This window comes from Amycolatopsis sp. TRM77291 (assembly GCF_054166285.1).
This window is the reverse complement of record NZ_JBSZHF010000001.1, coordinates 890,386-910,813: the sequence shown is the minus strand read 5'-3', so window position 1 is coordinate 910,813 and position 20,428 is coordinate 890,386. Positions and strand designations below refer to the sequence as shown.

The 20,428-nt window shown below is 64.7% G+C and carries 22 protein-coding genes; 6 read left to right on the top strand and 16 right to left on the bottom strand.

Annotated elements, in window-relative coordinates:
- Positions 1-5 precede the first annotated feature (5 nt).
- The 5 genes from ACXIZN_RS04385 to ACXIZN_RS04365 form a co-directional block, all read right to left on the bottom strand.
- The gene (locus tag ACXIZN_RS04385) at positions 6-647 is read right to left on the bottom strand and encodes an SAF domain-containing protein (RefSeq protein ID WP_457952663.1); all 642 of its coding nucleotides are present in this window, start codon (positions 645-647) and stop codon (positions 6-8) included.
- The gene (locus tag ACXIZN_RS04380) at positions 640-1,305 is read right to left on the bottom strand and encodes a hypothetical protein (protein WP_457952662.1); all 666 of its coding nucleotides are present in this window, start codon (positions 1,303-1,305) and stop codon (positions 640-642) included. Before ACXIZN_RS04380 ends, ACXIZN_RS04385 begins: the two co-directional genes overlap by 8 nt.
- Positions 1,306-1,529: 224 nt before the next feature.
- A complete protein-coding gene (locus ACXIZN_RS04375) occupies positions 1,530-1,964 on the bottom strand; it encodes a hypothetical protein (RefSeq protein WP_457952661.1) in 435 nt (144 codons plus the stop codon).
- 139 nt (positions 1,965-2,103) lie between these two features.
- A complete protein-coding gene (locus ACXIZN_RS04370; RefSeq protein ID WP_457952660.1) occupies positions 2,104-2,763 on the bottom strand; it encodes a hypothetical protein in 660 nt (219 codons plus the stop codon).
- Positions 2,760-2,927 carry a hypothetical protein gene (locus tag ACXIZN_RS04365; protein ID WP_457952659.1) on the bottom strand — a complete coding sequence of 56 codons (168 nt, stop codon included), beginning with the start codon at positions 2,925-2,927 and terminating at the stop codon, positions 2,760-2,762. The genes ACXIZN_RS04370 and ACXIZN_RS04365 overlap by 4 nt, the downstream gene beginning before the upstream one ends.
- Before the next feature lie 290 nt (positions 2,928-3,217).
- Here ACXIZN_RS04365 and ACXIZN_RS04360 point away from each other — a divergent pair, with 290 nt between their 5' ends.
- Positions 3,218-3,601: a winged helix-turn-helix transcriptional regulator gene (locus tag ACXIZN_RS04360; RefSeq protein ID WP_192742956.1), complete on the top strand. Its 384-nt coding sequence runs from the start codon at positions 3,218-3,220 to the stop codon at positions 3,599-3,601.
- On the opposite strand, the gene ACXIZN_RS04355 is transcribed toward ACXIZN_RS04360, so the two are convergent.
- The 3 genes from ACXIZN_RS04355 to ACXIZN_RS04345 form a co-directional block, all read right to left on the bottom strand.
- Positions 3,598-6,270, bottom strand: a complete 2,673-nt coding sequence (locus ACXIZN_RS04355; protein ID WP_457952658.1) for an MFS transporter — start codon at positions 6,268-6,270, stop codon at positions 3,598-3,600. The two genes, ACXIZN_RS04360 and ACXIZN_RS04355, sit on opposite strands and share 4 nt — an antisense overlap.
- A 208-nt stretch (positions 6,271-6,478) precedes the next feature.
- A complete protein-coding gene (locus tag ACXIZN_RS04350; RefSeq protein ID WP_457952657.1) occupies positions 6,479-7,276 on the bottom strand; it encodes a class I SAM-dependent methyltransferase in 798 nt (265 codons plus the stop codon).
- A 17-nt stretch (positions 7,277-7,293) separates the two neighbouring features.
- The gene (locus ACXIZN_RS04345; RefSeq protein WP_457952656.1) at positions 7,294-8,643 is read right to left on the bottom strand and encodes a helix-turn-helix domain-containing protein; all 1,350 of its coding nucleotides are present in this window, start codon (positions 8,641-8,643) and stop codon (positions 7,294-7,296) included.
- Between the two features lie 93 nt (positions 8,644-8,736).
- Here ACXIZN_RS04345 and ACXIZN_RS04340 point away from each other — a divergent pair, with 93 nt between their 5' ends.
- Positions 8,737-8,877, top strand: coding sequence for a hypothetical protein (locus tag ACXIZN_RS04340; RefSeq protein WP_457952655.1), 141 nt, complete (start codon positions 8,737-8,739; stop codon positions 8,875-8,877).
- A 150-nt stretch (positions 8,878-9,027) separates the two neighbouring features.
- Here ACXIZN_RS04340 and ACXIZN_RS04335 read toward each other — a convergent pair whose 3' ends face one another.
- Entirely contained in the window at positions 9,028-9,279 is a 252-nt protein-coding gene (locus ACXIZN_RS04335; RefSeq protein ID WP_457952654.1) for a hypothetical protein, read from the bottom strand.
- A gap of 179 nt (positions 9,280-9,458) precedes the next feature.
- Between ACXIZN_RS04335 and ACXIZN_RS04330 the strand changes: the two genes are divergently transcribed.
- Both ACXIZN_RS04330 and ACXIZN_RS04325 read left to right on the top strand, forming a co-directional pair.
- The gene (locus tag ACXIZN_RS04330) at positions 9,459-9,722 is read left to right on the top strand and encodes a hypothetical protein (protein WP_457952653.1); all 264 of its coding nucleotides are present in this window, start codon (positions 9,459-9,461) and stop codon (positions 9,720-9,722) included.
- A 6-nt stretch (positions 9,723-9,728) separates the two neighbouring features.
- The gene (locus ACXIZN_RS04325) at positions 9,729-10,601 is read left to right on the top strand and encodes a helix-turn-helix domain-containing protein (RefSeq protein WP_457952652.1); all 873 of its coding nucleotides are present in this window, start codon (positions 9,729-9,731) and stop codon (positions 10,599-10,601) included.
- A 294-nt stretch (positions 10,602-10,895) separates the two neighbouring features.
- Here the strand turns inward: ACXIZN_RS04325 and ACXIZN_RS04320 are convergent, their stop codons facing one another.
- From ACXIZN_RS04320 to ACXIZN_RS04290, 7 genes are read right to left on the bottom strand one after another with little or no spacing between them, the layout of a single operon-like run.
- Positions 10,896-11,849 (bottom strand): hypothetical protein, encoded by a 954-nt coding sequence (locus ACXIZN_RS04320; RefSeq protein ID WP_457952651.1) that lies wholly within the window; start codon positions 11,847-11,849, stop codon positions 10,896-10,898.
- Positions 11,827-12,063, bottom strand: coding sequence for a hypothetical protein (locus tag ACXIZN_RS04315; protein WP_457952650.1), 237 nt, complete (start codon positions 12,061-12,063; stop codon positions 11,827-11,829). Before ACXIZN_RS04315 ends, ACXIZN_RS04320 begins: the two co-directional genes overlap by 23 nt.
- On the bottom strand, positions 12,060-13,604 hold the full coding sequence (locus ACXIZN_RS04310) for a hypothetical protein (protein WP_457952649.1): 1,545 nt from the start codon (positions 13,602-13,604) through the stop codon (positions 12,060-12,062). Before ACXIZN_RS04310 ends, ACXIZN_RS04315 begins: the two co-directional genes overlap by 4 nt.
- Before the next feature lie 29 nt (positions 13,605-13,633).
- Complete coding sequence (locus ACXIZN_RS04305) at positions 13,634-14,668, bottom strand: FG-GAP repeat domain-containing protein (protein WP_457952648.1); 1,035 nt, start codon at positions 14,666-14,668, stop codon at positions 13,634-13,636.
- Positions 14,665-16,581, bottom strand: a complete 1,917-nt coding sequence (locus ACXIZN_RS04300; protein ID WP_457952647.1) for a lycopene cyclase family protein — start codon at positions 16,579-16,581, stop codon at positions 14,665-14,667. The genes ACXIZN_RS04305 and ACXIZN_RS04300 overlap by 4 nt, the downstream gene beginning before the upstream one ends.
- Complete coding sequence (locus tag ACXIZN_RS04295; RefSeq protein ID WP_457952646.1) at positions 16,578-17,510, bottom strand: polyprenyl synthetase family protein; 933 nt, start codon at positions 17,508-17,510, stop codon at positions 16,578-16,580. The genes ACXIZN_RS04300 and ACXIZN_RS04295 overlap by 4 nt, the downstream gene beginning before the upstream one ends.
- Positions 17,507-18,019 carry a hypothetical protein gene (locus tag ACXIZN_RS04290; RefSeq protein WP_457952645.1) on the bottom strand — a complete coding sequence of 171 codons (513 nt, stop codon included), beginning with the start codon at positions 18,017-18,019 and terminating at the stop codon, positions 17,507-17,509. Before ACXIZN_RS04290 ends, ACXIZN_RS04295 begins: the two co-directional genes overlap by 4 nt.
- Positions 18,020-19,141: 1,122 nt before the next feature.
- Between ACXIZN_RS04290 and ACXIZN_RS04285 the strand changes: the two genes are divergently transcribed.
- Positions 19,142-20,017 carry a hypothetical protein gene (locus ACXIZN_RS04285; protein WP_457952644.1) on the top strand — a complete coding sequence of 292 codons (876 nt, stop codon included), beginning with the start codon at positions 19,142-19,144 and terminating at the stop codon, positions 20,015-20,017.
- Positions 20,014-20,421 carry a hypothetical protein gene (locus tag ACXIZN_RS04280; RefSeq protein ID WP_457952643.1) on the top strand — a complete coding sequence of 136 codons (408 nt, stop codon included), beginning with the start codon at positions 20,014-20,016 and terminating at the stop codon, positions 20,419-20,421. Before ACXIZN_RS04285 ends, ACXIZN_RS04280 begins: the two co-directional genes overlap by 4 nt.
- Positions 20,422-20,428 lie beyond the last annotated feature (7 nt).

Genomic DNA, 20,428 nt, shown 5'->3' with positions numbered 1-20,428 from the left:
ATGGCTCAACTCCCCGGCAGCAGAACGATCGCGACCGTGCCCACGGATCCCTTGGTCGCGAGCTTGGGGCCCTGCTGCTCGGCCACGACGACATCGACAACGCGGAGTCCGGTCTGATCCCGCTCCCCCACGCGGACGACCGTCCCTTGCACCGGTTCCCAGGTTTCGGTCACTGTGGCGCCCTGGCCGGAGGGAACGAGGAGAACAGGCTTCAACGGCTCCAACGGAGTCGCCGGGAGCTGAGCCGGCTTGACAGCGATGCCCAGCAGTTGCTCTCCCGGCCTGGGTGGGAGCTCTCCTCCGACCGCTTGCGCGGTCAGCACGCTCCCCGGCCAGAGATTCGTGGTGGCCTTCCGCCCGATGAGGTGCGAACGGTCCCTCCACAGCACCGGCGTGACGCCAGGATCAGGTCGGACCTGGACCTCGCGCACGGAGCTGTCGAGGACGACCTGCCCGTATCGGACAGGAGCGGCGACACCTACCGCGGCGATCGTCGTGTCGATGTTCCGGTAGATGAACACGGTCCCGGTCGCGCACAGCGCTGCCAGTACGAGCCCCACGAGGATCAGGAGCTTCGAGGGGCGCCGCCGAAGTGGGCGGACCTCTGGCGCGAGCGGTGGCTTCTCGAGTTGAGCCGGGTCATTCATGGCCGTCCTCCCCGGAGTTCAGCGTGCGGATTTCGCGGACGGGCAACCTGGCGCTCGATGTCAGGTCCATCGCCTCGGAATCGGATATCCCGCCGCCGGACCAGCTGATCTCCCAGTGGCCGGTCGCGGCGATGGAGAAGGCACCGGACGAAGCCTTTGCCAGGTAGACGTGCCCGCAGTCAGGTGACGCGAGGCCAGCTTTGTCTTCGGTGAACGGCGTGCCCGGTCCAGCACAGGCTTTCGTCGCGCCGTCGCCCATCGACCAGGTGATGCGAGCGAGCCTTGCGGTGGCCATCACGCTGACGGTTCCGGCGGTTGCCGTCCGAGTGACCGGACCGGTGGTTGCCTCGCTTCGTGCGCTCCACATCCACACCGGAAAGCCGATCGTGGCTCCGTGCGGCGAATCGGCGGGCGGCGCCAGCCTGATGTCGGGCGCGGAGAGTCCCATCTGGTCGATCGCCTGCTGAGCGAGTTCGGCGGGCGAAACCTGCGGGACAACGGGAGCCTCGGTTCCGTTAGGCACATAAGCCACACGAGCCTCGCCGGGATACCCACCGCCGGGCCCTCCGACGCCGCAGATCATCACGACCAGCCGCCCCTTCGACGGGTCCTTTCCCGCCCACATCGGGTCGCCGCTCGCTGGCTGTGGAATCGCCATCGGAACGCATTGAGGTGCCGGTCCGGCGCGCTTTCCCGAGCTGGCTGGTCCGATCCCCGGCTGGCCTCCCTCGCGGCCCGGCCGGCCGGGATCCGTCGCACCGACCCAGCAGGTCCCGCGCACCCCCGAGGATTGGCAACCGCCTGGGCCTGGCGCCGGGCTGGCCCAGGCCGCCGCCGGGCTGACCATCGCGGTCACCAGCAGCGCCGAGCCGATCGTCTTCGTCAGCATGGCTTCTCCAAGGCGGCTTCGACGACCTGGACCAGCCACCGGTCGTTCAGACTTGCGTACCGGGCGACCTCGGCACGGAACTCGTACCGCCGCGGCTGGTCCGGGTTGTCGAGAACCCGCCCCTGTTCGCCCGGCTTGTCGCTGACCAGGTGGAGTCCAGTCCGATCCAGACAGTCGGTGATCTTGATCCGGGGATCGCGCTCGTCGAGCGACACCGCGGTCACCGCGGGGGACCGCCGGTAGTCACCTTCCATATGCGACGGCACGGAGGCCAGGTTCTGGATTTCCGCGAGGTGACGCGTCAGCTCCGGGTCGACGAGGTACTCGCCCAGCGTTGAGCGCCAGTCCTTCGATTGCGGCGCCTTCTCCGCAGCGGTGCTGACGCGCCAGTAGCCTTCGTAAGCCTCGAGCGCTTTCTGCTTCGCCACGTCCTCAGCTGTCGGGGCCTGGCTTGACGTCGGGGAAACCGTAGGTGCGGCCGGCGCGGTCGAGGGCGTATTTCCACTCTCACTGCACCCGGCCGTGCTGGCCGCGATGAGCAAGGCGATCACGAGCTTGGACTTCATGTCATGCTCCCCTGAGGCTGATGATCACGGACCCGCTTGCCGCAGCCAGAGCCGGACTGATGTGCTCGGAATCGACGATCACGTCGACCACGACCGTCCCGTCAGAGTCAGGTGACCCGACTCCAGCGACCCTGGCGACGAACGCGTTTCCCGCCGATGGGAGCGAGTCACAGGGCAGCGGTTGCGGCAGAGGCGACACACAGACCCGCGCATGCGGCCAAAGAGGCTGACTCGGTCGGTGGCCGGCTTCGACCCGCAGGCCGACTACCTGAAATCCGGTTCCCGGTACGCCCTCCGGTATGAGGCTGGCCGCGGCGAGGAGCGTCCCCTTCTGAAGGCCGACGGCGGGCGCGCGACCGATGACAGCGGCTCGGTCGGCCGCTCGGATGAAGCGGACGTCGTGGTCAGGGACCAGGTCGACAGCGGCCAGGTCTGCCTCGGTGAACGGCTGAGTCGCGCCGACATCCCTAGCGAGCACAAGCGCGGGCACCGTCCTGTCTCTGAGGACCGCGACGAGATGGACGATGACCAGAGCGAACACCAGGGCGACGACCACCGTGGCGAGGTTGAGCCAACGCGACGAACTCTTCGACGGCGGCCTCGGATCGGACACACGTCGTCGAGCCTTCCTCAACCGCTCGGTGAAATCGGTGACGGTCATCCTCCGACCTCGGCATCCAGATCGGAGGGATCCACCTGCTCGATGACGCGCCGCCAGATCCGGCACTCGTCACACCAGACGTACCGGCTCAACAGTTCTTCCTCTTCTTCGCCCGCGGGGAGCTTCGCTCGATCACCGCAGTCGAGAACGTATTCGGCTGACATCCGGCCTCCCTCCGTGGACCTACCTGAAGGCGAAGGCCGGCTGGAACTGCCCGAGGCGCTTGCGAGTTCCTCGAGCGAGGGGAGGTTGTCCAGCCGGCCTTCGTTTCTTTCTCCTGCGTCGCCAGGCAGTCCGTTCCTGGCAAATCAGGAATACCGCTTTCCGGCCCGGTGAGGGCAAGCTCAACACCGGGTGAGCCTTGGCTCATCAGGGGCTTTGTCACTCGTCCGGGTGTAGGAATAAGTAGAATTGCTCGCGCGCAAGCGGTGGTGAATCGTGTTAGCTGGTCGGTATGGACGGGTGGGAAATGCCGTACCGGCACAGCGTTCAGATCGCCTTGGATCTCTTGAGAGGCAGGTGGACCGTCGCCGTCTTGGCCGGGCTTGCTCGCGGTGAAACGCAGTTCAAGGAACTGCTGGCAGCGATCAACGACGTCGAAAAGCGCACCGACCGAGATCGCATGCTGTCGAATCGAGTACTGAGCGACACTCTTCAGCGCGCTCGCGAGGACGGTCTCATCGAACGGCACGCCGCATCGGGCAACTTCGCGACAGTCTCTTATGTACTCACCCCGACGGGACGCTCGCTGCTCCGCGCCGTCCGGCCGCTGGCCGAGTGGGCTCAGGTTTATCAAGCGGACCGCCAAGCTGACGAGGCCGACCGCCGAGGCGCTTAATACGCCCTGGCGGATGCCGTCCGGCGAGGATCCGGAATCAACGAACGAACCCTGTCCCGGCCCGCATCCTTCGCTGCGAACAGGACGTTGTCCGCCGCCACGAGCACATCGTTGAGAGCTTCGCCCGCTTCCGGATAGGAAGCTACGCCGATTGAGACACTAAGGCGTAAATCACCCAATTCGTCATCGAACCTCATCCCGCGAACGGCCTCGCGGACACGATCCGCGATGTCGACCGAGGCCGTCGTATCAGCGCCCGGCAGCAGAACGACGAACTCTTCTCCTCCGAATCGCGCGGCGATGTCGTACGACCGAACGTTTTCGACGATCGCCTGTGCGATCTCGCGCAGGACCCTGTCCCCGGCAATGTGTCCGAAGGTGTCGTTTACCGACTTGAACTTGTCAACATCGATCATCAGGACGCCGATCGGCGCATGGTGATGCCGAGCTTTGGCCACCTCGTTCTCCGCGAGAGTCTTCCACGTCTCGGCGTTGAGCAAGCCGGTCTTCCTGTCCGTCGTCGCCGCGGCTTCGAGCTGCCGAACGAGAACGCTGCGCGTCAGCACATACAGCGGCAGCATGACGAAGACCAGCGCGAGCGGATGCCAGACCATCAACAACGTGACCAGGACGCCGACGCACAATGTCGCGAATTCGAGGCTGTTCTCGCTCCAGCTGCCGACCAGTGTCCCGACCGAACGCTTGCCGGGCGACAACGCGATCACCCCGGCGACCAATGCCGAGTTCACCAGCCAATAGCAGACGACCACCACGGCCAGACCCAACAGGGCGCCGTCGTCGATGCGTTCGAGAGCTTGGACAGTGGGGAGCAAGCGGGCCACCGCGATGGCCGAACAACAGGAGATGACCACCGAACTCGCGCTGAACACCACCCGGTAAAGGCACATACCGGACACTCGACGCCAGCTGCGCCACCACATGTGCCCATAGAGGATGACCGCGATCGCCGCCGCCAAAGCCGGCGTGACCAGCAAGGCCGCCGCGAGTGTCCAGACCGAGCTCATGTTGACGTGCGGAGTATCTGAGAACCGGCGCCGCATCTGCTCGACAGCCCGGGTCACTTCCGCCGCGAGGAGACCGAGCACCACGAGGACACCGAACCGGAAGAGATCGGATCGGTTCACCGGCGTGAACCCGTCCAGCAGAAGCGTGAAGACGACCGCGACGATCTCGACTGCCAGAACGAAGGTGATCACCCGTCCCTGCAGCGACCAGAGCTTCCACCGTGTGACATTCCAAATACGTTCTGTATCACCGGAGGCCTCCCTGGTCACAGTGGAGGCCCTGACCTGCATACTTGAGTCGCTTGCGTCCCCAGGCGGTCCTCCGGCGGACGCCGTCGTCGGGGTGTTCTCAGCGGGCGGGCCGTCCAGGCAGTCCGTTCGCTGGGAGGAGGGTTCATCGATGACCAACAAGGACTGGTGATCTCGCGCGTCCTCATTCGCTGAACCACGCTCGCTCCCGGCGCGCCGCCGGGAGCGGGTAAGGGCCCACAGCACACTGATCCCCGCCGCCGCTCCGATCGCGACAGCGCCCGCGGCGGCAACGGCTCTGAACGGCCCGAACTGCTGCGCGGCCAGCCCGCCGCCCAGGATCGCGACGCCCTGCGAACACTGCAGGCACGTCGACATCCGACCCATCACTCCCCCGCGCCGAGCATCCGGCACCAGGTCGACGACGACGGTCTGCACCTGGATGAGGAAGGCGGTCGAGACGGCACCGGACGCTGCCCAAAGGACGATCGAAGTGACCACTCCCGGTTCGAAGACGCAGGCGGCGAGAGGCAGGCCGGCCACCACCGCGAACAGCAACGCGGTGAGCGGCGTAGCGGGCAAGCGAAACCGCGTCGTGAGCCAGGCACCGATGGCGCTTCCCAGCGGGTCGGCAGCGAGCAGCAAACCGATGCCGAAGGCGGAGATCCCCAGCGCGTGTCCGTACGGCACCGCCAAGCCCTCGGGCACGACGTAGACACCCACCAGCAGGACCAGGGCGTAAAGCAGGAACCACGTTCGGGCAGGCGCTTGCGCTGGCTCCGCTTGCTCGATGTCGGTTCCGCTGACCGACCTCGATGACACGCCTTTGAGGATGATCACGGCGCTCAGCATGAAGGTGCCCGCGTTCACGAGCATTCCAAGATGCGGCTCGATCAGCGTCAGCACGAGCCCGCCGGATCCGAAAGCGACCACCTGAGCGACCTGACCGGTGAACTGCCGCAGTGCGAGCCCGGCCGGGAAGTCCTCGCGTCCGAGGACCTGTGGCAGCAACGCTGACTGCGCCGCTTTGAACGGGCCCGCCGCCGCGCTGAGCACCGCGACACACGCCCAGAGCACAGGCAGCGGAAGCCCTGGCAGCGCCATGGCCGCAGCGAGGACCGCGCGAACGACGTCGGTGACGACAAGGATCGCTCGCCGCGGAAAGCGGTCGGCGAGACCGGACAGCAGGAAGCCGCCGAGTACGGATGGGATGAAGGTCAAGGCGTAGGTCAACGCGGTCAACGCCGCGGACGATGTCTCCTTGAACACCAGCAACGACAACGCGACCCGGGCGATCTGGTCGCCGCCGATCGACAGCAGCTCGGCGACCCAAAGCGCCCGGAATTCCGGGTTTCGCAATGGCACGGCAAAGCCGGCACGGCGGCGCTCCGCCATATCCGTTCCCCCTACACGCAACTCCCAGGCGACAACTCAGCATGCGGTCGCGCGGTCACGCTCCCGCCGGACTGACCATGCCGGGTCGTTCGTCCCTCTCCCGAAACTCACGGTATGCCCGGAGTGTCGTCAGGTGACCACGATCAGCAACTTTTCGCCCGTTTGTAGTACGTGACTACCCAAGGTGATCAACTTGTGAGTTGCCTGGTCAGAGGCGCTTTCGCGCGACGATGACGCCGCCGCGGCAGGAGATCGTGAACTCGCCGTGCCGGTCGATGTGCTGGACGAGCAGCTCATGCGCGCGATCGATCGTCGCGCCGAAGGGAACCCCGCCTTCGTCGGCCCAAGCCCGATACGAACGGAGGTGCGCGAGCACAGGGTCGGATTCGCGGACGGTGATCACGCCGGGAAGATCGACCGCGGTGACCTGCTCGAAGTATGGCTCGAGGAAGCGATGCGCGTCTTCGAGCGCGAACCGTTCGCTGAGCGCCACCCGCCTCGGTCCGTTGTCGATGCCGAGGACGTCGCCGGCGGCCGCTGACCAGAGGTCGTCCAGCTCAACCTTGTCGCTGTGCGCGTTCGTCGAGACGAACACGAGGCCGCCGGGAACGAGCGTCCGGCGGATCTCTTCGAGCGCCGCAGGCAGGTCGGCGACGTGGTACAGCATGTGCAGTGCCAGGACGACATCGAACCGTCCGGACGCGAACGGCAGGGCCGCCGCGTCCGCCGCCACGGTCGGCGGTGGCAAGGGCGCCAGGATTCCCGGCGAGATGTCAGCTCCGATGACGAGCGCCTGCGGACGCTCACGCCGGATGCGGTCGAGGAACTTCCCGTTCCCGCAGCCCAGGTCGAGCACGCTCGTCGCTGACGCCGGCAGGTGTTCGAGGACGATGCCAGGCAGGTCGTAGCGCGGCTGCTGCCAGCTGTATAGCGACTGCCGTGCGGCCAGATCGGCCTCGTCCTTGTACGCACTTCCAGCGAGCTTGGCACGGCTCGTCGTGTCCACACCTTCAGGTCGCGATGTCACTTCGCGACCACCGCCGATCCGGGCGGAAGCGCGGGTGGCGGCGCGCAGAACTCCCGGATCTCGTTGCGCAGCCCCTTGGCGCTGGCCGTTGTCAGGTACTTCGTGGAGCTCAATCGATCTCCGATGTCGCGGGCCCTCTTGATGATGCTGGCCGTTCGGCGCACCTGAGGCGCGGCGAGAACGGGAACCAGGAACGACTGCGTGGCATCCAGATCGCCCAGGACCATATGTGCGCCAGCCAAGTCGAGGCGGGCAGCGAAGATGTCTCCCGCGGAACGATCGGCGGGGGCCGCCGCCTGGTAGACGTCGAGCGCGAACTGCGACTTTCCGATGGCCTGTTTCGCCAGTGCCGGACTGCTCTTCAAGGTCAGCAGCGTGGTTCCGGCGTACACCGACTGCTTCGCCGCCGGAAAGGTGAAGACGCCGGAGTACTCGTCCATGGTCGCGTCGGCGCGCGCGGTCTCCGCGACATCGAGTGCGGTCAGCGTTCCCTCTTCGTCACCGCGTGCCGCGCAGGCCCGCGCTTCCAGACTCGCCAGGCGAGCTCCAGTCGTTCCACGGGGCCGAAACAATGCTCCTTCCCGTGCCCGTTCGACAGCGTCCTCGAGCCGGTCATCCCAGTAGGCGATCAGGCTCTGGAGCGCCTTGATCCAGCCGAGCATGTCCTGATGTCCGGCGAGTTTGGCGTACAGCCACGCGGTCTGTGCGTGGATGTCGGCGGCACGGTAGTCGCCGAGGTCCAGCGACACGTGTGCCTGCAAGCCGCCGAGCCTGCTCGCGTGCAGATAGAGGTCACGAAGCTGGTTCGGGATCCGGTTGCTGTCGAGCAGCCGGAAGACCTCTTGGCGTAGTTCCCGAATTTCGCCGAAGACGTCGACCAGCGGCCGGGAGATGTAGGCCGCGGCGATCCTGCGGATCTCGGAATCGAACTGCTCGACGGCCTCGTTCGTCGTTCCCGAAGACGCGATCATGCGCGCAGTCCGCGCGGCATCGCGTGCGTCCTCGGCGACTGCCTGCCGGCTGAGTTCCGCATCTTCAACCCCTTCTGGCGAACTGGTCAGGACCGTAACTTGCGCCAAGCGACGACGAACCTGTTGCTCCTCCTTGGCTTCGCGCCAAAGCGCGCACAGCCGCCCTGCGGCACCAAGGGCCTGATCGAGCGCCTCGACGAGGTTCTGCGACGGGAGATTCCCACCGGCCCGCTCGGCCATGGAAACGTAGTTCCGGGTGTATCCCACCCGCTCACCCAAGCCGGACTGACTCAGGTCGGCCGCACCCCGGAGCCGCTTGATCTCCCCAGCGAGACGGGCTTGCGCCGTCTCGGCGGTGACACTCTCGTCGGCCATGTGGTCTCCGGCTCTGCCAGGGGGTAAATGAGGGTAAGTACCAAACGTAGCGACGTTACCCCGTTACGTAACTATACCGGTCACGCCAGAGTGGTGAAAGTCCAGGAAAACCACCCGCGTCCGGAGGTCAGCAATGACGACAACCGTCTGCAACAACTCGATGCGCCGCCATTCGAAGCGCCGGATGCCGTTCTGGCCGACCAAATCGCGAGCCAACCGATCGCAGGATCCTGAACCCGTCCAGTTGTATAGCTTGCTGACGCTGTATCTCGCCGTACACGCGCCTTTCCCCGACACCGTCCCGCTCCACGGCCGATGCTCGTGCTGCGGACAGATCTGGCCGTGCGTCTCCGTCAGGCTGGCCTACCGGCTTCGCGAAGGCTTCTAAGCGAATGCCGTCCAGGAGGCCGCCATGTCGATGTTCTGGTCCGTCAGCGCTGCCGTAGTCACCGTCTGCCTGATCTGGCTCATCATCAGCCACATCAGAAGGCGCCGACGAATCCACCTGTTCCAAGGGCAGCCGTACTGGGCGGCTTTGGCGATCGTCGCCAGGGTCAGACGGCGGCGAAAGGATGAGGAAGTCGAATGGCCTTCGGCCGAGCCTGAGTTGCTGGACGACGAGCCGACCGAAGTCATCGTTCTCCCGCCACAGCCACGGCCGTACCTGGAAGCCCTACTTCCGCTGCCACAAGAAGGCAGGAGGCCGTAGGGCGGCTTGCCGCGCGGCCCGAACAAGACTTACCCATTCCCGTGACGACGCCGAGGCGGGTGACCCGGTCATGGACGAACCACCACCGATCCGGTCGTGGAGCTGCGTGATCGTCGACAGCGACAGCCCGTTGGGCAAGGTCGCCTCCTCGGTATGCGACCTGACCGCACATCTGCCCGACCCCGACGTCACGTTCCGCTGCTCAATCTGCTTTGGCCAGCAGTGGCCGTGCGAACGGTTTGACCTCGCTGCAAGGGAAGTGCTCACCGCCCGGCTCTCGCTGGCAGCACTCGTCCCTCCCGAACTCCACCACCGACTCTGGCCACAAAGTCCCTCAGTGGCCGTGACCAAGCCCGACTTGAGAAAGTGATCCGTCGTGTTCAAATCGGCACCTGAACCACCCGCACGATCCAAGCGTGCCGAGGAGTCAACAGCCAAAAGCCGAGAGCTCGGCGCCGCGTTGCGGCGCGCACGAGAAGCTTCCAACCTGGCTCAAGTCGATATTTGCCGCCCACTCGGCTGGGGAGCTCCGAAAGTCTCTCGCATGGAGAGCGGACAACGCGAGGGATCTGTTCTAGAGGTCGTCGCCTACTTGGCGAAGGCTAAGACGGCACCGGCCGAGTTCGATCGCCTGAAGAAATTGGCCGAGGCACCAGCCAATGGCTACGACCTCCAACGCCACCCGGAGAACATGCCTGATCTGCTCCCGACCTTCGACTTCCTGCACGCGAGCGCCAAGACCATGACGTTCTATGAACCGCGGCGGATCCCTTCATTGCTGCAGAGCGAGCAGTACGCGGAAGTGATGCTGCGACACAACCGGAACCCCAAGGACCCACTCGTCAAGGAAGCCGTGCAGGCACGACTCTCGCGGCAGGAAGTACTCAAGGGTGCGAGGTATGGCTTCGACGCCACCTTCTACATCGATGAGATCGCTCTCCACGACCCGACGATGCACAGCGTCCTGGATGAACAACTCCTTCAGTTGGTGATCACCTCGAGCGTCCCGCACTGCAACATACACATCATTCCGTCCGACAGCTTCGATGAAGACCTTCAAACAGCATTCGGCCTCTTCGAGGACTACGACGGCAACTCCGTCCTCGTCGTTCACACTGCCACCGCGATGCTGGTACTGGAAGGCACCGAAGACACAGCGCCGTATCTGCGAAAGCTGAATGAGCTACGCGAGAGCGCCCTGAGCGAAAAGGCGTCCATAAAAATATTCACTTCGACAACCCGCCTATGATGCAGAGGGCCGCTCCACCGAAATAACGCCCCCTTCTACGGCCAAGACGATCCAGACCATTGCTCGAACTCGTCGATGACAAGCAGTTCGCCAGGTCGAGAATGCGTATCCAAAGCCAGCCTCGAAGACCAACCGTCCTGACCCGCGGTCGCAGAGGCGAGAAGGGGCAGCGTGGCGACGCGATGACCGTGCTCTCCAAGCCACGCCTGAACAGCACAACCTCGACGGCGTCAGCCGGCGTTCCACGGGCCGCAACTGCCCCGGAAGCCGGCTTCATCGACGTCACGCCGGCTGCTACCGCTGCTGACTGACCAGTAAATCCGCAAGTTCAGGCACGAACTCTCCCGCAGTGCTGTTCGGGGCGGCTCCACACGGGCCATCCGACACACCAGGTGTGGTGAGCCACATTCGCTGCACGGTGCCCGGGTCAGGGTCCAAATGCAGCCATGGACCGACCCTTGCCTCCCGGCGATTGCAGGAGTTCTGTCCGCTGGCTCCGCTCCGACTCGAGTCCTGAAGAGCCACGAGACGACCGAGTTGGATCTTAGACACCATCGCCTCGACCTCCGCATCGCCCGCGTTGAGACCGACGTTGACCGCGATTCCGGTGAGGTTCTCGACGGCGACCGTGGCGAGGAACCGCGTCACCGCCGCCGGCTCCTGCGCCGCGAGATCGCTGACGTCGAGGACGATCCGGACGTTTCCGGCTGTCGCACGCAGTTTCGACACGACTTCATCGGTCAGGCGCTGTCGGACTTCTGCGGGGAAAACCGGCTTGCAAGCCGTTCCGCCCAGCCGGAGGACAACGATCACGTCACGGTTACCGATCGTGGTCCCCAAAGCGCTCCCCCAGTTGGAGTAGGCAGTGGGTGAGGTCGTACCGCAGGCAGCGCCGGCGTCGGTATCGGCCAGCAGAATCGCCTGCCGACCGCTGACTCGTGCCGCGTCGAGATACGGCGTGACGTCAGCGGCGACGCCGGATTCAGGGGCCTTCACCAGATGCGCGTTGGGCTTGCCGACGATGCGATCCCGCACAGTCGCGGCGAGCGGTGAACTCTGATTGCGTTCGACCCAGACCGCCGCCGGATTCGATGTGTCGATCGCGAAGTCACCCTTCGATCCCACGAGCGGTATCGGCTCCGGCGGCACAATCGGGTCGATGGCATAGCCATCGCTGCAGCCCACCACCGTGGCGGCAACGAGGGCAACGAGGGCCATCTGCCGACTACGCCTCACCATTACCGTCACGCATCCACCGTATCGGGCCCTTCCGGTAACGCACCGGGTATCCGCGTAACATCTGCGGCCTGCTCTCCTCCGCATCGGGCTCAGCCGTCATGAGCCAGATCGCCCAGCTTCGCCCCTCCATGATGAAGCCGCCGCCATCGAGCGTGGTGTCCCGCAGCACCATCTCTTCGAGCCAGCGCCGGTCTTCGTCGGACGGCCCACCACTGTCGTTCACCCTCCGATTACCCCCTGGGTCACGATGGTCGGCACCGACTTTAGCCGGTTGAGCACGGAGGCGCACACCGCTTGATCATTCATGTAGGCCAGGATCTGGTCGTAATTCATCCCCAGCGTCTTCTTGATCACCTGCTGGTAGATGTCGGCGAGTGCCTGGGACTCCTCGGTGGTCATGTGCATTGCCGCGCCGTTGATCGCCTGCGCGGTATCGTCGAGATGTTCCTGCTTGACGACGTTCGCTGGGTCGCGAGGGTTGTCGAGTACCCCCTTTACGAATCCATAGTACTTGTCGTAAAGGGTACGCGCGCCCGCCTTCTCGTAGTTGTTCGTCGGCGAGACTTCGGCGCGGGTGCGAACCGTTTCGGCATTGAGATAGAACAGGTCGATCAAGAGGCTGCCCAGACGCGTCAGTGACAAGAAGTCGTCACGGATCCGGTCTGCATATGGGACCTCCGACGCCACCGGAAGATCGTACATGTTCCCGACCGCGCCGAGAATTGCGCAATCGCCGTCGGGATTGTTTAGCGGAACCCAGTCGTAGCCGGACCCACCGAGGCTGACGAGGGATCCGGAATCTCCAGGCCATCCCAGCCTCCCGGTGCCGATGCAGTCCACGAAGTTGATCCTGCGACCGTCGTGATAGGTGACCTTGACACTGGCGGAGATATCGTCGATCTGCGTGGACGAGTACCCGCTGCGCGCCCCCACTTTTTGAATATTCGCCTGATAACGGTACTCACCTGCAAGGAGCGCCGAATTCGGTGTCAGCAGCTCGATACCCGGCCCCAAGGCCGCGAGAACATTGTGGATCTTGCAGATCCATCCTGTGGAGCAATGTTCGTTCCCCGCGAAGAACAGGCCCACCGCCTTATGCTCGGGCGACAGCGGGTGCATCCGCGGATCCAACGGTGCCACGTTGTAGTTCTCCGAGTCGGTGAGCACCGCAGTAGCGACATCGGCGATGTTCCTCGACAAGACCCCACCCTTGAAAGGCACACTTCGTTCAAGGGTCGCGACACGGTTGGTCAAGTTGCCGTCACTGTCCCAGGTCGGTCCCGGCTGAGTTATGTCCCTTTCGGTATTGGCACTGTAATCGACAAGCACGTGCGCATTCGACAGGATGGAAAGCCGTCCGTTGTCGCGAATGAAGCAGCCGAGCGTTCCCCTGCTGTGACCCTGCTCGGTATCGTTCCCGGCGTTGGCCACTGCGAGCCCAGGGCGCATGGGACGCATTGTGTAGTCGAAGGTCCAACCAGGCGGTGACTCATAGGAGATCGCTTCGCCGACTTCCACGACGTCCACGGCATAGGTCTTGCCGTCGATGTCGATGGTCGAGGGCAGCATCTCGTCGGATCGGACGTGGGACGGCTTTCTTTTCTTGGCGACCCCCACCCGGACCGCGGGCTGATCGGTTCGTTCACCGGCCCGGAATCGCGTGCTGATCCCCACGGAAACGATATTCCTGCCCTGCCAGAAGCGGCCGAGTATTTCGGACTTCCCGCGCTCAAGGTCGCCGAGCGTCCGTGCGTCGTCGAGCAATGTTCCTCCCCATTGTCCTGCGTGGCGCGTCAGGCGACCGCTCGATATATGTTCCAGCCCGTGGCCAGCACCTTCCGGTTCGTGGTGTCGAAAACGGTCGCTGGCGAGGCCGGGTTCCAGTTCTTGGTATGCAGGGCGACTTCCAGCTGACCGGTCGCCTTCGTCCGGGTGACCAGGTCGGGGAAGCCGTCGTCATTGACGTCGGTCGTCAACCGGACATCGTGGACAGCCGCGCCGGTCGCGGCGATCGTGTACCACTTCGCGACCCAGTTCCCGCTCGCATCCTGTTCGGCGAAGAAGTCCAGCAGGCGGGTGCTTCCGTCGGTGAAGGTCGTGTAGAAGTCGGGGAATCCGTCGGCGGTCACGTCGGCGACGGCGATGCTCGTCACGGCCTGCGCGTTGTTGAGCAGCTTTCCCCAGCTGAAGAAGGTGATGTTGCCATTGGCGTCGACACCTTGGTTGACGTAGAGGTACACGCTGTTGTCGGTCGGCACGCGGAAGAGGATGTCGGCCAGCCCGTCGAGTTCCGTCGGGTTTTCCTTGTCCTTGCCCAGAAAATCGGTGAACGTCAGCAGTGCGGCGGTCTGCCACCCGTTGGCTATGTTCTTTTCCGGGCGGAAGGTAGCGGCGCCGTTCACGGTTCCGCTGTGTTGCGCGAAGTAGAGCGCACCTCCAGTACTGAGGCTCATGACGTCGTTGTAGCCGTCGCCGTTCAAGTCGGCCTGGCCGACGTAGCGCCGATCGGCGGCGATACTGCCGACGCCGACCTTGGTACCAAAGGCCCCGGCGCCGGCGGCGGCTCCCGTTCCGGCGTGCGCTTCGAGTGCGTTGCCACTGGCCGTTACCGTGAGCACATCGGCGATGTGATCCCCGGTGAGGTCCGGGACCGGGTGCGTGGCTGCCAGTAATCTCGAGTGCTTGGCGGCTTCTCGTACCACCTGCGCCGCGTCCGCGGACAACGACGGAAGCGTGATCGTGTCCGCCGCCGCGGCCGGCGCCACGTTGAGTAGAGCGAGCCCTCCCCAGACAGCGGTGGCCAGAACGACCAGACGAGGAATCTTCATTCTTTTCTCCCTTTCCGTAGAACCGGTCCGGCTATTTCGGAAACGATTTCTTCGAAGAACGCGCGTGTGACGCCTGTGCCGACTTCTCGCAGAAGGACCATCGCGCGACCGTATGCTGCGGTGGCTTCCTGTCGGCAGCTGTCTCGAAAACCCTCTTGGGCCACCCCGTCGACAAGTGGCGGGACCGTGGACAACCGCGCGGCGCGGAGTCCGTCGAGTGTGGTGTCGAGGCGGGTCTGCTCGCCATTCAGCGCGAGAGTGTCTTCGGTGTACACGAAGGCGATGCCGCATTCGTAGCCGATCTCCCTGAGCCGCGCGGTTTCTTCGCTGTTTGCGCCGGCCAGCCCGGCGCCGATTCTCGCCGGGAACTCGAAGAGCGCCCCGAAGAACGAAGCGGCCCAGCAACCAGGCTCCGCGACCTCCCTGGCCCGAAGCTCGACGAGTTCGTTCATCCAAGCGGCGAACGGCCCCGAAAGGTCAGGAGCGTTTCGGGCGATCAGCTGCGCCCCCTTGGACAGCAGGAAGTCTCCGGCGAGGATCGCCGTGGCGGACGACCAGTCCATGCCGGTAGATTCCGCGGCTATCGTCGATTTCGTGGCGGTCAAGGCGAGCATGCCGAGCCCGACGAGTTCGATGGCCGCCGAGACGGGTGCCCAGGCCACCTTGGGCCTGGCTCCGCAGGCGAGGACGGCCGCGACGAACAATGCCGCCGGTCGGAGGGTTTGCTGGTCGTGGTCATCGCGTCCGGCCGCCAAGGACGCGAGAAAGGGCCAGTGCGGGCGCACCGACACCATGAGCACCTCCGCGCACGCGAGCATGAAGGGCTCGGCCCGTTCGGCGCGGATCGGCAGTGGCGGGGTGAGCTGACCGAAGCCTCCGGGCAAGAGGACCGCTCGGCGCCCTTGCGCGAAGAACGGGTTGTCCTGGGTGGCGGTATGGGCGAGCATGCGCCATGCAAGGTGATAGCGGCGGGCGGCGTGCTCTGCGGTGCCCAACTGCCCGACGAAAGTCCGCGAGAGCGACCGCGAGTACCGGGCAGCAGCACCTTCGCCACCGGCGAGCGCCTGGCTCGCCAGGCGGGCGCTACGAACCGCGTAGCTGATCCCCTCACCGGTGAACGGGTTGACCAGCCCTGCGGCCGAGCCGATCCGCAGGCCAGGGGATTCGATGGCGGCCTCCGGGTCGAAGGCGCCGTTCACCGCGCTCACTTTGAGATCACCGATCGGTTCGAGCCGCGAGTACCGGCCGTCCGCTGCCACGAGCTCCTCGACGGCACGTTCGATCAGGTTCGCGGGCGGGTTGGCGGCCAACGTCGTCACGGAGATCGTCACTGTTGTGCCGTCGCCGGACGGTAGTACACGGATCGACCAAGGCGCGCTGTGTGCGTCATGGTGGTCGGGGGCCGCTAGGTGGAGGGTGACCTGGTCGTCGTCGATTCCGGTGAAGGCCTGCGCGCAGGCGATTCCCCCGGCTTTGGCCGAGTAAGGCCCGGCGCCGGCACCGGTCGCCAGCACTAGGGCATCGGCTTCCAGGTCTTGGCGACCGCCGCCGAGCGACACGGCCAATCGCCATCGATCCTCGGCCGGTTCGATCGCGTCCACGGTCGCCGGGACATACCTTGCCCCTGCGTCGACCGCCCGAGCAACCAAAGCCGACTCCATGACGTGCCTGTCACAGATCGACAACCCGGGGGTCTGCCACCGAACCGAGCTTTCCTTCCCGAACCGCACGAGATAGCTCGCGACGTCCCGCTCGCCCACCCCCCGCACCGGAAAGCCCGCAGGCAGCAGCAAGTCGTAGGTACTGCCCGCGGTCGGCGAACCGATCAACGTGACGGGACGGCCCCCTCGCGCGATCTCTTCAGCACAGATCGCACCCGCGACACCCGCGCCGATCACCACGACCCCGGTCATTTCTGCCACATGGCGTCGGTCAGTCCGACAAGCACCGACCCCGCAGCGGTGTTCGCCAACGGCCCCAGACCACGAAGCGCGCGACCGTAATACTCGCGAGCGACGGCCGTCGCCTTGTCAACCCCGTCCGAGTTCGCGACGAGTTCTCGGATGATGTCGAGGTCTCCGGCGTGCAGGCCTGGGGACAGCAGCAGTTCCTTCAAACCGGGGACCCCGGCACGCAACGCATACAGGGTCGGCAGCCCGAACAGCCCCAGCAAGTGGTCCGTGCCACGAGATTTCCCCGAGGTGGCCACCCAGAGATCGAGACAGTCATCCGCGATCTGGAACGCCACACCGGCTTGCTCACCGAACACGGCGAGACGGTCCACGAGTTCCGGTGCGATCCCAGCTTCTCCGGCCCCGAGCACTGCGGCGAGCTTGAACAGCGCTCCGGTCTTGTGCGACACCAAGCTCAGGTAGTCGTCGTCGCTCAGGTCGGTGTCGAACGCACGCTCGATGTCGAGCAGCTCGCCGTAGGCCAGATCCGCGGTCGAGTCACTCACCACTCGGCTGACGACTTGCCCGAGGCCGGCCGCCTCCTGCCCAACCAACGCCATGCAGCCGACACCGGTCAGTACGGCGATCTCGTTGCCCGCCTCGACATGTGTTGCCGGGCGGCCGCGCCGAACGGTCGCCCGGTCGATCACGTCGTCATGCATCAGCGACGCCAAGTGAACCAATTCGATCAGGGAACCCATTTTCACCAGTCGCCGATTCTCCGGGTGACCGAATCGCGAGCACGCATGAAGCATCCGGATACGCAACCGTTTACCAGAATTGTTGGCGAGATCCAGAGCGCGAGATCGTAATAAAGGTGGCAAATCCCCGACGACGTCACTCAAATACGTGCCAACCTCGGCGATAAAGCGATCAGCGGCGCCTGTCATTCAGCGGTTCGCATACGATATTTGTCCGCGAACGACAACCACAGCTCCGCTGCAGCGTCGGAGTTCGGATCGAAGTTCCGCGACAATGTAGCCACAGCTAGCCCAACAGGAGCCTTGACTGCCGCCGGTCCGTGATTGCGGACGAAATCTGCGACCTTGAGCACGATCCGCTCGTGCTCTACCTCGCCTTTCAACGCGCTCACAGCGAGGGCACTCACTCCCTGCCGTACCGCCTTCAGCCGCTCGGGCGCCAACCGGCCCGCGGCGGCCATCAACCGCGGGGACGTCGCATGTGTCGTCGCCGGACTGGCTTCTCCAAAGGTAGGGAACGGCACAGGCACGACGGAGATGACTCGCGCCAGTGTCAATATCGTGCGCTCTTCCAATTCGTCGAGCAGCGGCTCCGCCCCGCCGGGGACAGAGCTTACGAGCAATAGTCCCGTCGTCGATGCGAGCAATGCAAAGGTTCGCCTACTGAAGCTTCCTCTATCAGATTCCTGATCGTCCACGCATCCCCCTCGAGACCGACTTAGACCATGCGCCATCTATTAACCCAACCACCCAGAAGATCAGCGATGTCCGTTCATCGTTGCTACGACGGCAATCTATCAACCTGTCGCCAAGTAATGCCGCCAACCGCCACTCCCCCTCTCGTCACGCGGTCGCCATGCGAGCTCATCGATAGCCCATCCGACTCACGCAACTTGCAACACAAATCTTCCCCAGTTAAGACAACTCTGCCTGACCTTCGAGGGAGCACAGAAGCCTCCAACAGAGTGAACGATCACGCGTTGTCCACAGCGCATTGCTGAGGCTACATCTGGATACCGGCGGAAAACTTATCCGCCGTAATCTTGAACCAAAAGAGCAGATCTTGACGCAAGATCGCCATCACAGTGCGAATTTCGAACCCTGACGAACAGCGTGAGTCAGCTCACATCTACTGCGGAAGGTCGACTTACGTAGCCTTCCTCGGCCGACCGCCACCTGCACCCTGGCCCGGCCGCGCCCGCTCCCACGTCCGGATCTCACCCTCGCGCGAGGGCGACCAGCCGGGTGTCCGACCGACGACAACGTCCGGCTCCGGAAACGGGTGATCCACGACGTAGCGCCGCCGCCACAGGGCGACCGTCCGGTGCGAGACCTCGAACCACTCTCCGATTTCGACCATCCCGAGGTATCGAAGGGTCAGTCCTTCGCCAGCCGGACGGCCATCTTCCACCCGATGGTTTTCGCCGCTCACCAGGCTGAAGTTAACAGGGACCTGCACGCCCGGCCCGGACCAGCGGCAACGCGGCATGTCTCGCCTCGAATAAACCTTGTTGACTAAGTGTGCGAAGTTTGCTTACCTTGAACCTTGTTCACTCAGTAGTCGAGGTTTCTAGGAGGCACCATGCGACACACCAACACGAGGTCGTTGGCTGTTCGGAAGCGGTTCGAGGGGCGTCACCATGGCCGAGCACGCTGAAACAGCCTGGCGCCCGCCCGAGCCGCGTGAGCTTCCCGCCTTGCGCGAGCATCTGGCCGAGTACCTCACGACCTTCGCCGCTCACCTGTTCACCTCGGCGCTGATACGCGAGGGGCGAGGGACGCTTCGCCCGGTCGGTGATCCGGACATCGGCGCCGAGCTGATGCTGGCGGACGAGTACCGGCGGCTCCATCAAGCGCGGCTGTTCTACGTCACCAGCGACATCACGCCCCTCGTTCACCATGCAGCCCGGAATCTTCGAGATCGCTGGGACATCGAACCTCAAGACTTGCCCGCGCTGACCGGCTTCATGCTCTTCGCCGAACCGCTGGCGACCTACGCCAGAGAAGACGGCAAGGAGGTCGCCATCGTCGCCGTCTCCTGGGGAGAAACCACCCTCATCAGCCATCCCGACGGCGGGCTCTGGCTGACGTTCTGGAGTGCCACCGACTTCGCGGCGATCATCGCAAAGTTCCGCGCGGTGGGCTTCCCAGTGGCCGAAGCGACCCGGCTCGCTCACGCACAGAATGCGGAGCTGACCTGGGACAACGAGATCTACATGCCCTGGGGAGCTACCCAAGCCGTCGTTCCCGATGAGCCCGGCGGACGAGCCCTCGACCCGACCAAGGTTGCCGCCGCCACGACGACGATCGACTGGCTACGCGTTGTCCACGCCGGTTGGATCTTCTGCCAGCCGAACGGCTTCACGGAAGTATCCGACGAGCACCTCCCGAAGACGTTGCGGAAGCGGTCCGCGCGAGCCGGTCACTCCACTGATCCGGTCCGAGTGCTCTCGGTCAGCCGGAAGGCACCTCCTCGACCGGCACGGGCCTTCGAGCCGACCGGGCGCACCGTAGGTGTCCGCTTCCCCGTCGCACCGTTCCTGCGAAGGCAGGCATACGGACCCAACCACTCGCTCCGACGCTGGAAAGTCGTGTCCGGCCACTGGCGCGGCCCGGCTGACGCACCCATCCGGATCGGCAAGAAGGTCAACCTGATCGACATTCCCCCACCTGGACAACAAGGCAGGAAATCATGATCGCAGTCAAACGACCGAATCCGACCGACGACGTCATGTCGGCGGCGCATCACTGTCTCGCGGCCGAGAACTTCTTCGCTCGCGCCAAAGAGCTTTTCGACGAGATCGCAGATGTTCCGCAGAAGCGGAACGGCTTCCATCGTCGCCTGGCCAAGAAGCTGGAGCGCTCGTACAGGACCTATCTGGAGTGGGCACGTTTCCACCTCCAGATGGCAGAGGTGATCACGCAGGGCAGCAACCTCGTGCTGACGTACAACCGCGCCTCGTCCACTTTGGATCCGCGGCTTCTCGGTAGGGACGTGGCCCACGAGGTGGTTTGCTGGGATGGGTTCATCGGCGGACAGCCGCGCGACGGCCGGGAACGATGGCTATCGAAGCCGGGCACGGCTGACGCCGAATATTGAGCCGGTC

Bases quoted from the DNA above. Each gene is read 5' to 3' on its own strand.
- ACXIZN_RS04385 (WP_457952663.1), bottom strand. From the start codon at position 647: ATGAATGACCCGGCTCAACTCGAGAAGCCACCGCTCGCGCCAGAGGTC.
- ACXIZN_RS04380 (WP_457952662.1), bottom strand. From the start codon at position 1,305: ATGGCGATTCCACAGCCAGCGAGCGGCGACCCGATGTGGGCGGGAAAG.
- ACXIZN_RS04370 (WP_457952660.1), bottom strand. From the start codon at position 2,763: ATGACCGTCACCGATTTCACCGAGCGGTTGAGGAAGGCTCGACGACGT.
- ACXIZN_RS04365 (WP_457952659.1), bottom strand. From the start codon at position 2,927: ATGTCAGCCGAATACGTTCTCGACTGCGGTGATCGAGCGAAGCTCCCC.
- ACXIZN_RS04360 (WP_192742956.1), top strand. From the start codon at position 3,218: ATGGACGGGTGGGAAATGCCGTACCGGCACAGCGTTCAGATCGCCTTG.
- ACXIZN_RS04355 (WP_457952658.1), bottom strand. From the start codon at position 6,270: ATGGCGGAGCGCCGCCGTGCCGGCTTTGCCGTGCCATTGCGAAACCCG.
- ACXIZN_RS04345 (WP_457952656.1), bottom strand. From the start codon at position 8,643: ATGGCCGACGAGAGTGTCACCGCCGAGACGGCGCAAGCCCGTCTCGCT.
- ACXIZN_RS04335 (WP_457952654.1), bottom strand. From the start codon at position 9,279: ATGACTTCGGTCGGCTCGTCGTCCAGCAACTCAGGCTCGGCCGAAGGC.
- ACXIZN_RS04305 (WP_457952648.1), bottom strand. From the start codon at position 14,668: ATGAAGATTCCTCGTCTGGTCGTTCTGGCCACCGCTGTCTGGGGAGGG.
- ACXIZN_RS04300 (WP_457952647.1), bottom strand. From the start codon at position 16,581: ATGACCGGGGTCGTGGTGATCGGCGCGGGTGTCGCGGGTGCGATCTGT.
- ACXIZN_RS04295 (WP_457952646.1), bottom strand. From the start codon at position 17,510: ATGACAGGCGCCGCTGATCGCTTTATCGCCGAGGTTGGCACGTATTTG.
- ACXIZN_RS04285 (WP_457952644.1), top strand. From the start codon at position 19,142: ATGCTGGCGGACGAGTACCGGCGGCTCCATCAAGCGCGGCTGTTCTAC.
- ACXIZN_RS04280 (WP_457952643.1), top strand. From the start codon at position 20,014: ATGATCGCAGTCAAACGACCGAATCCGACCGACGACGTCATGTCGGCG.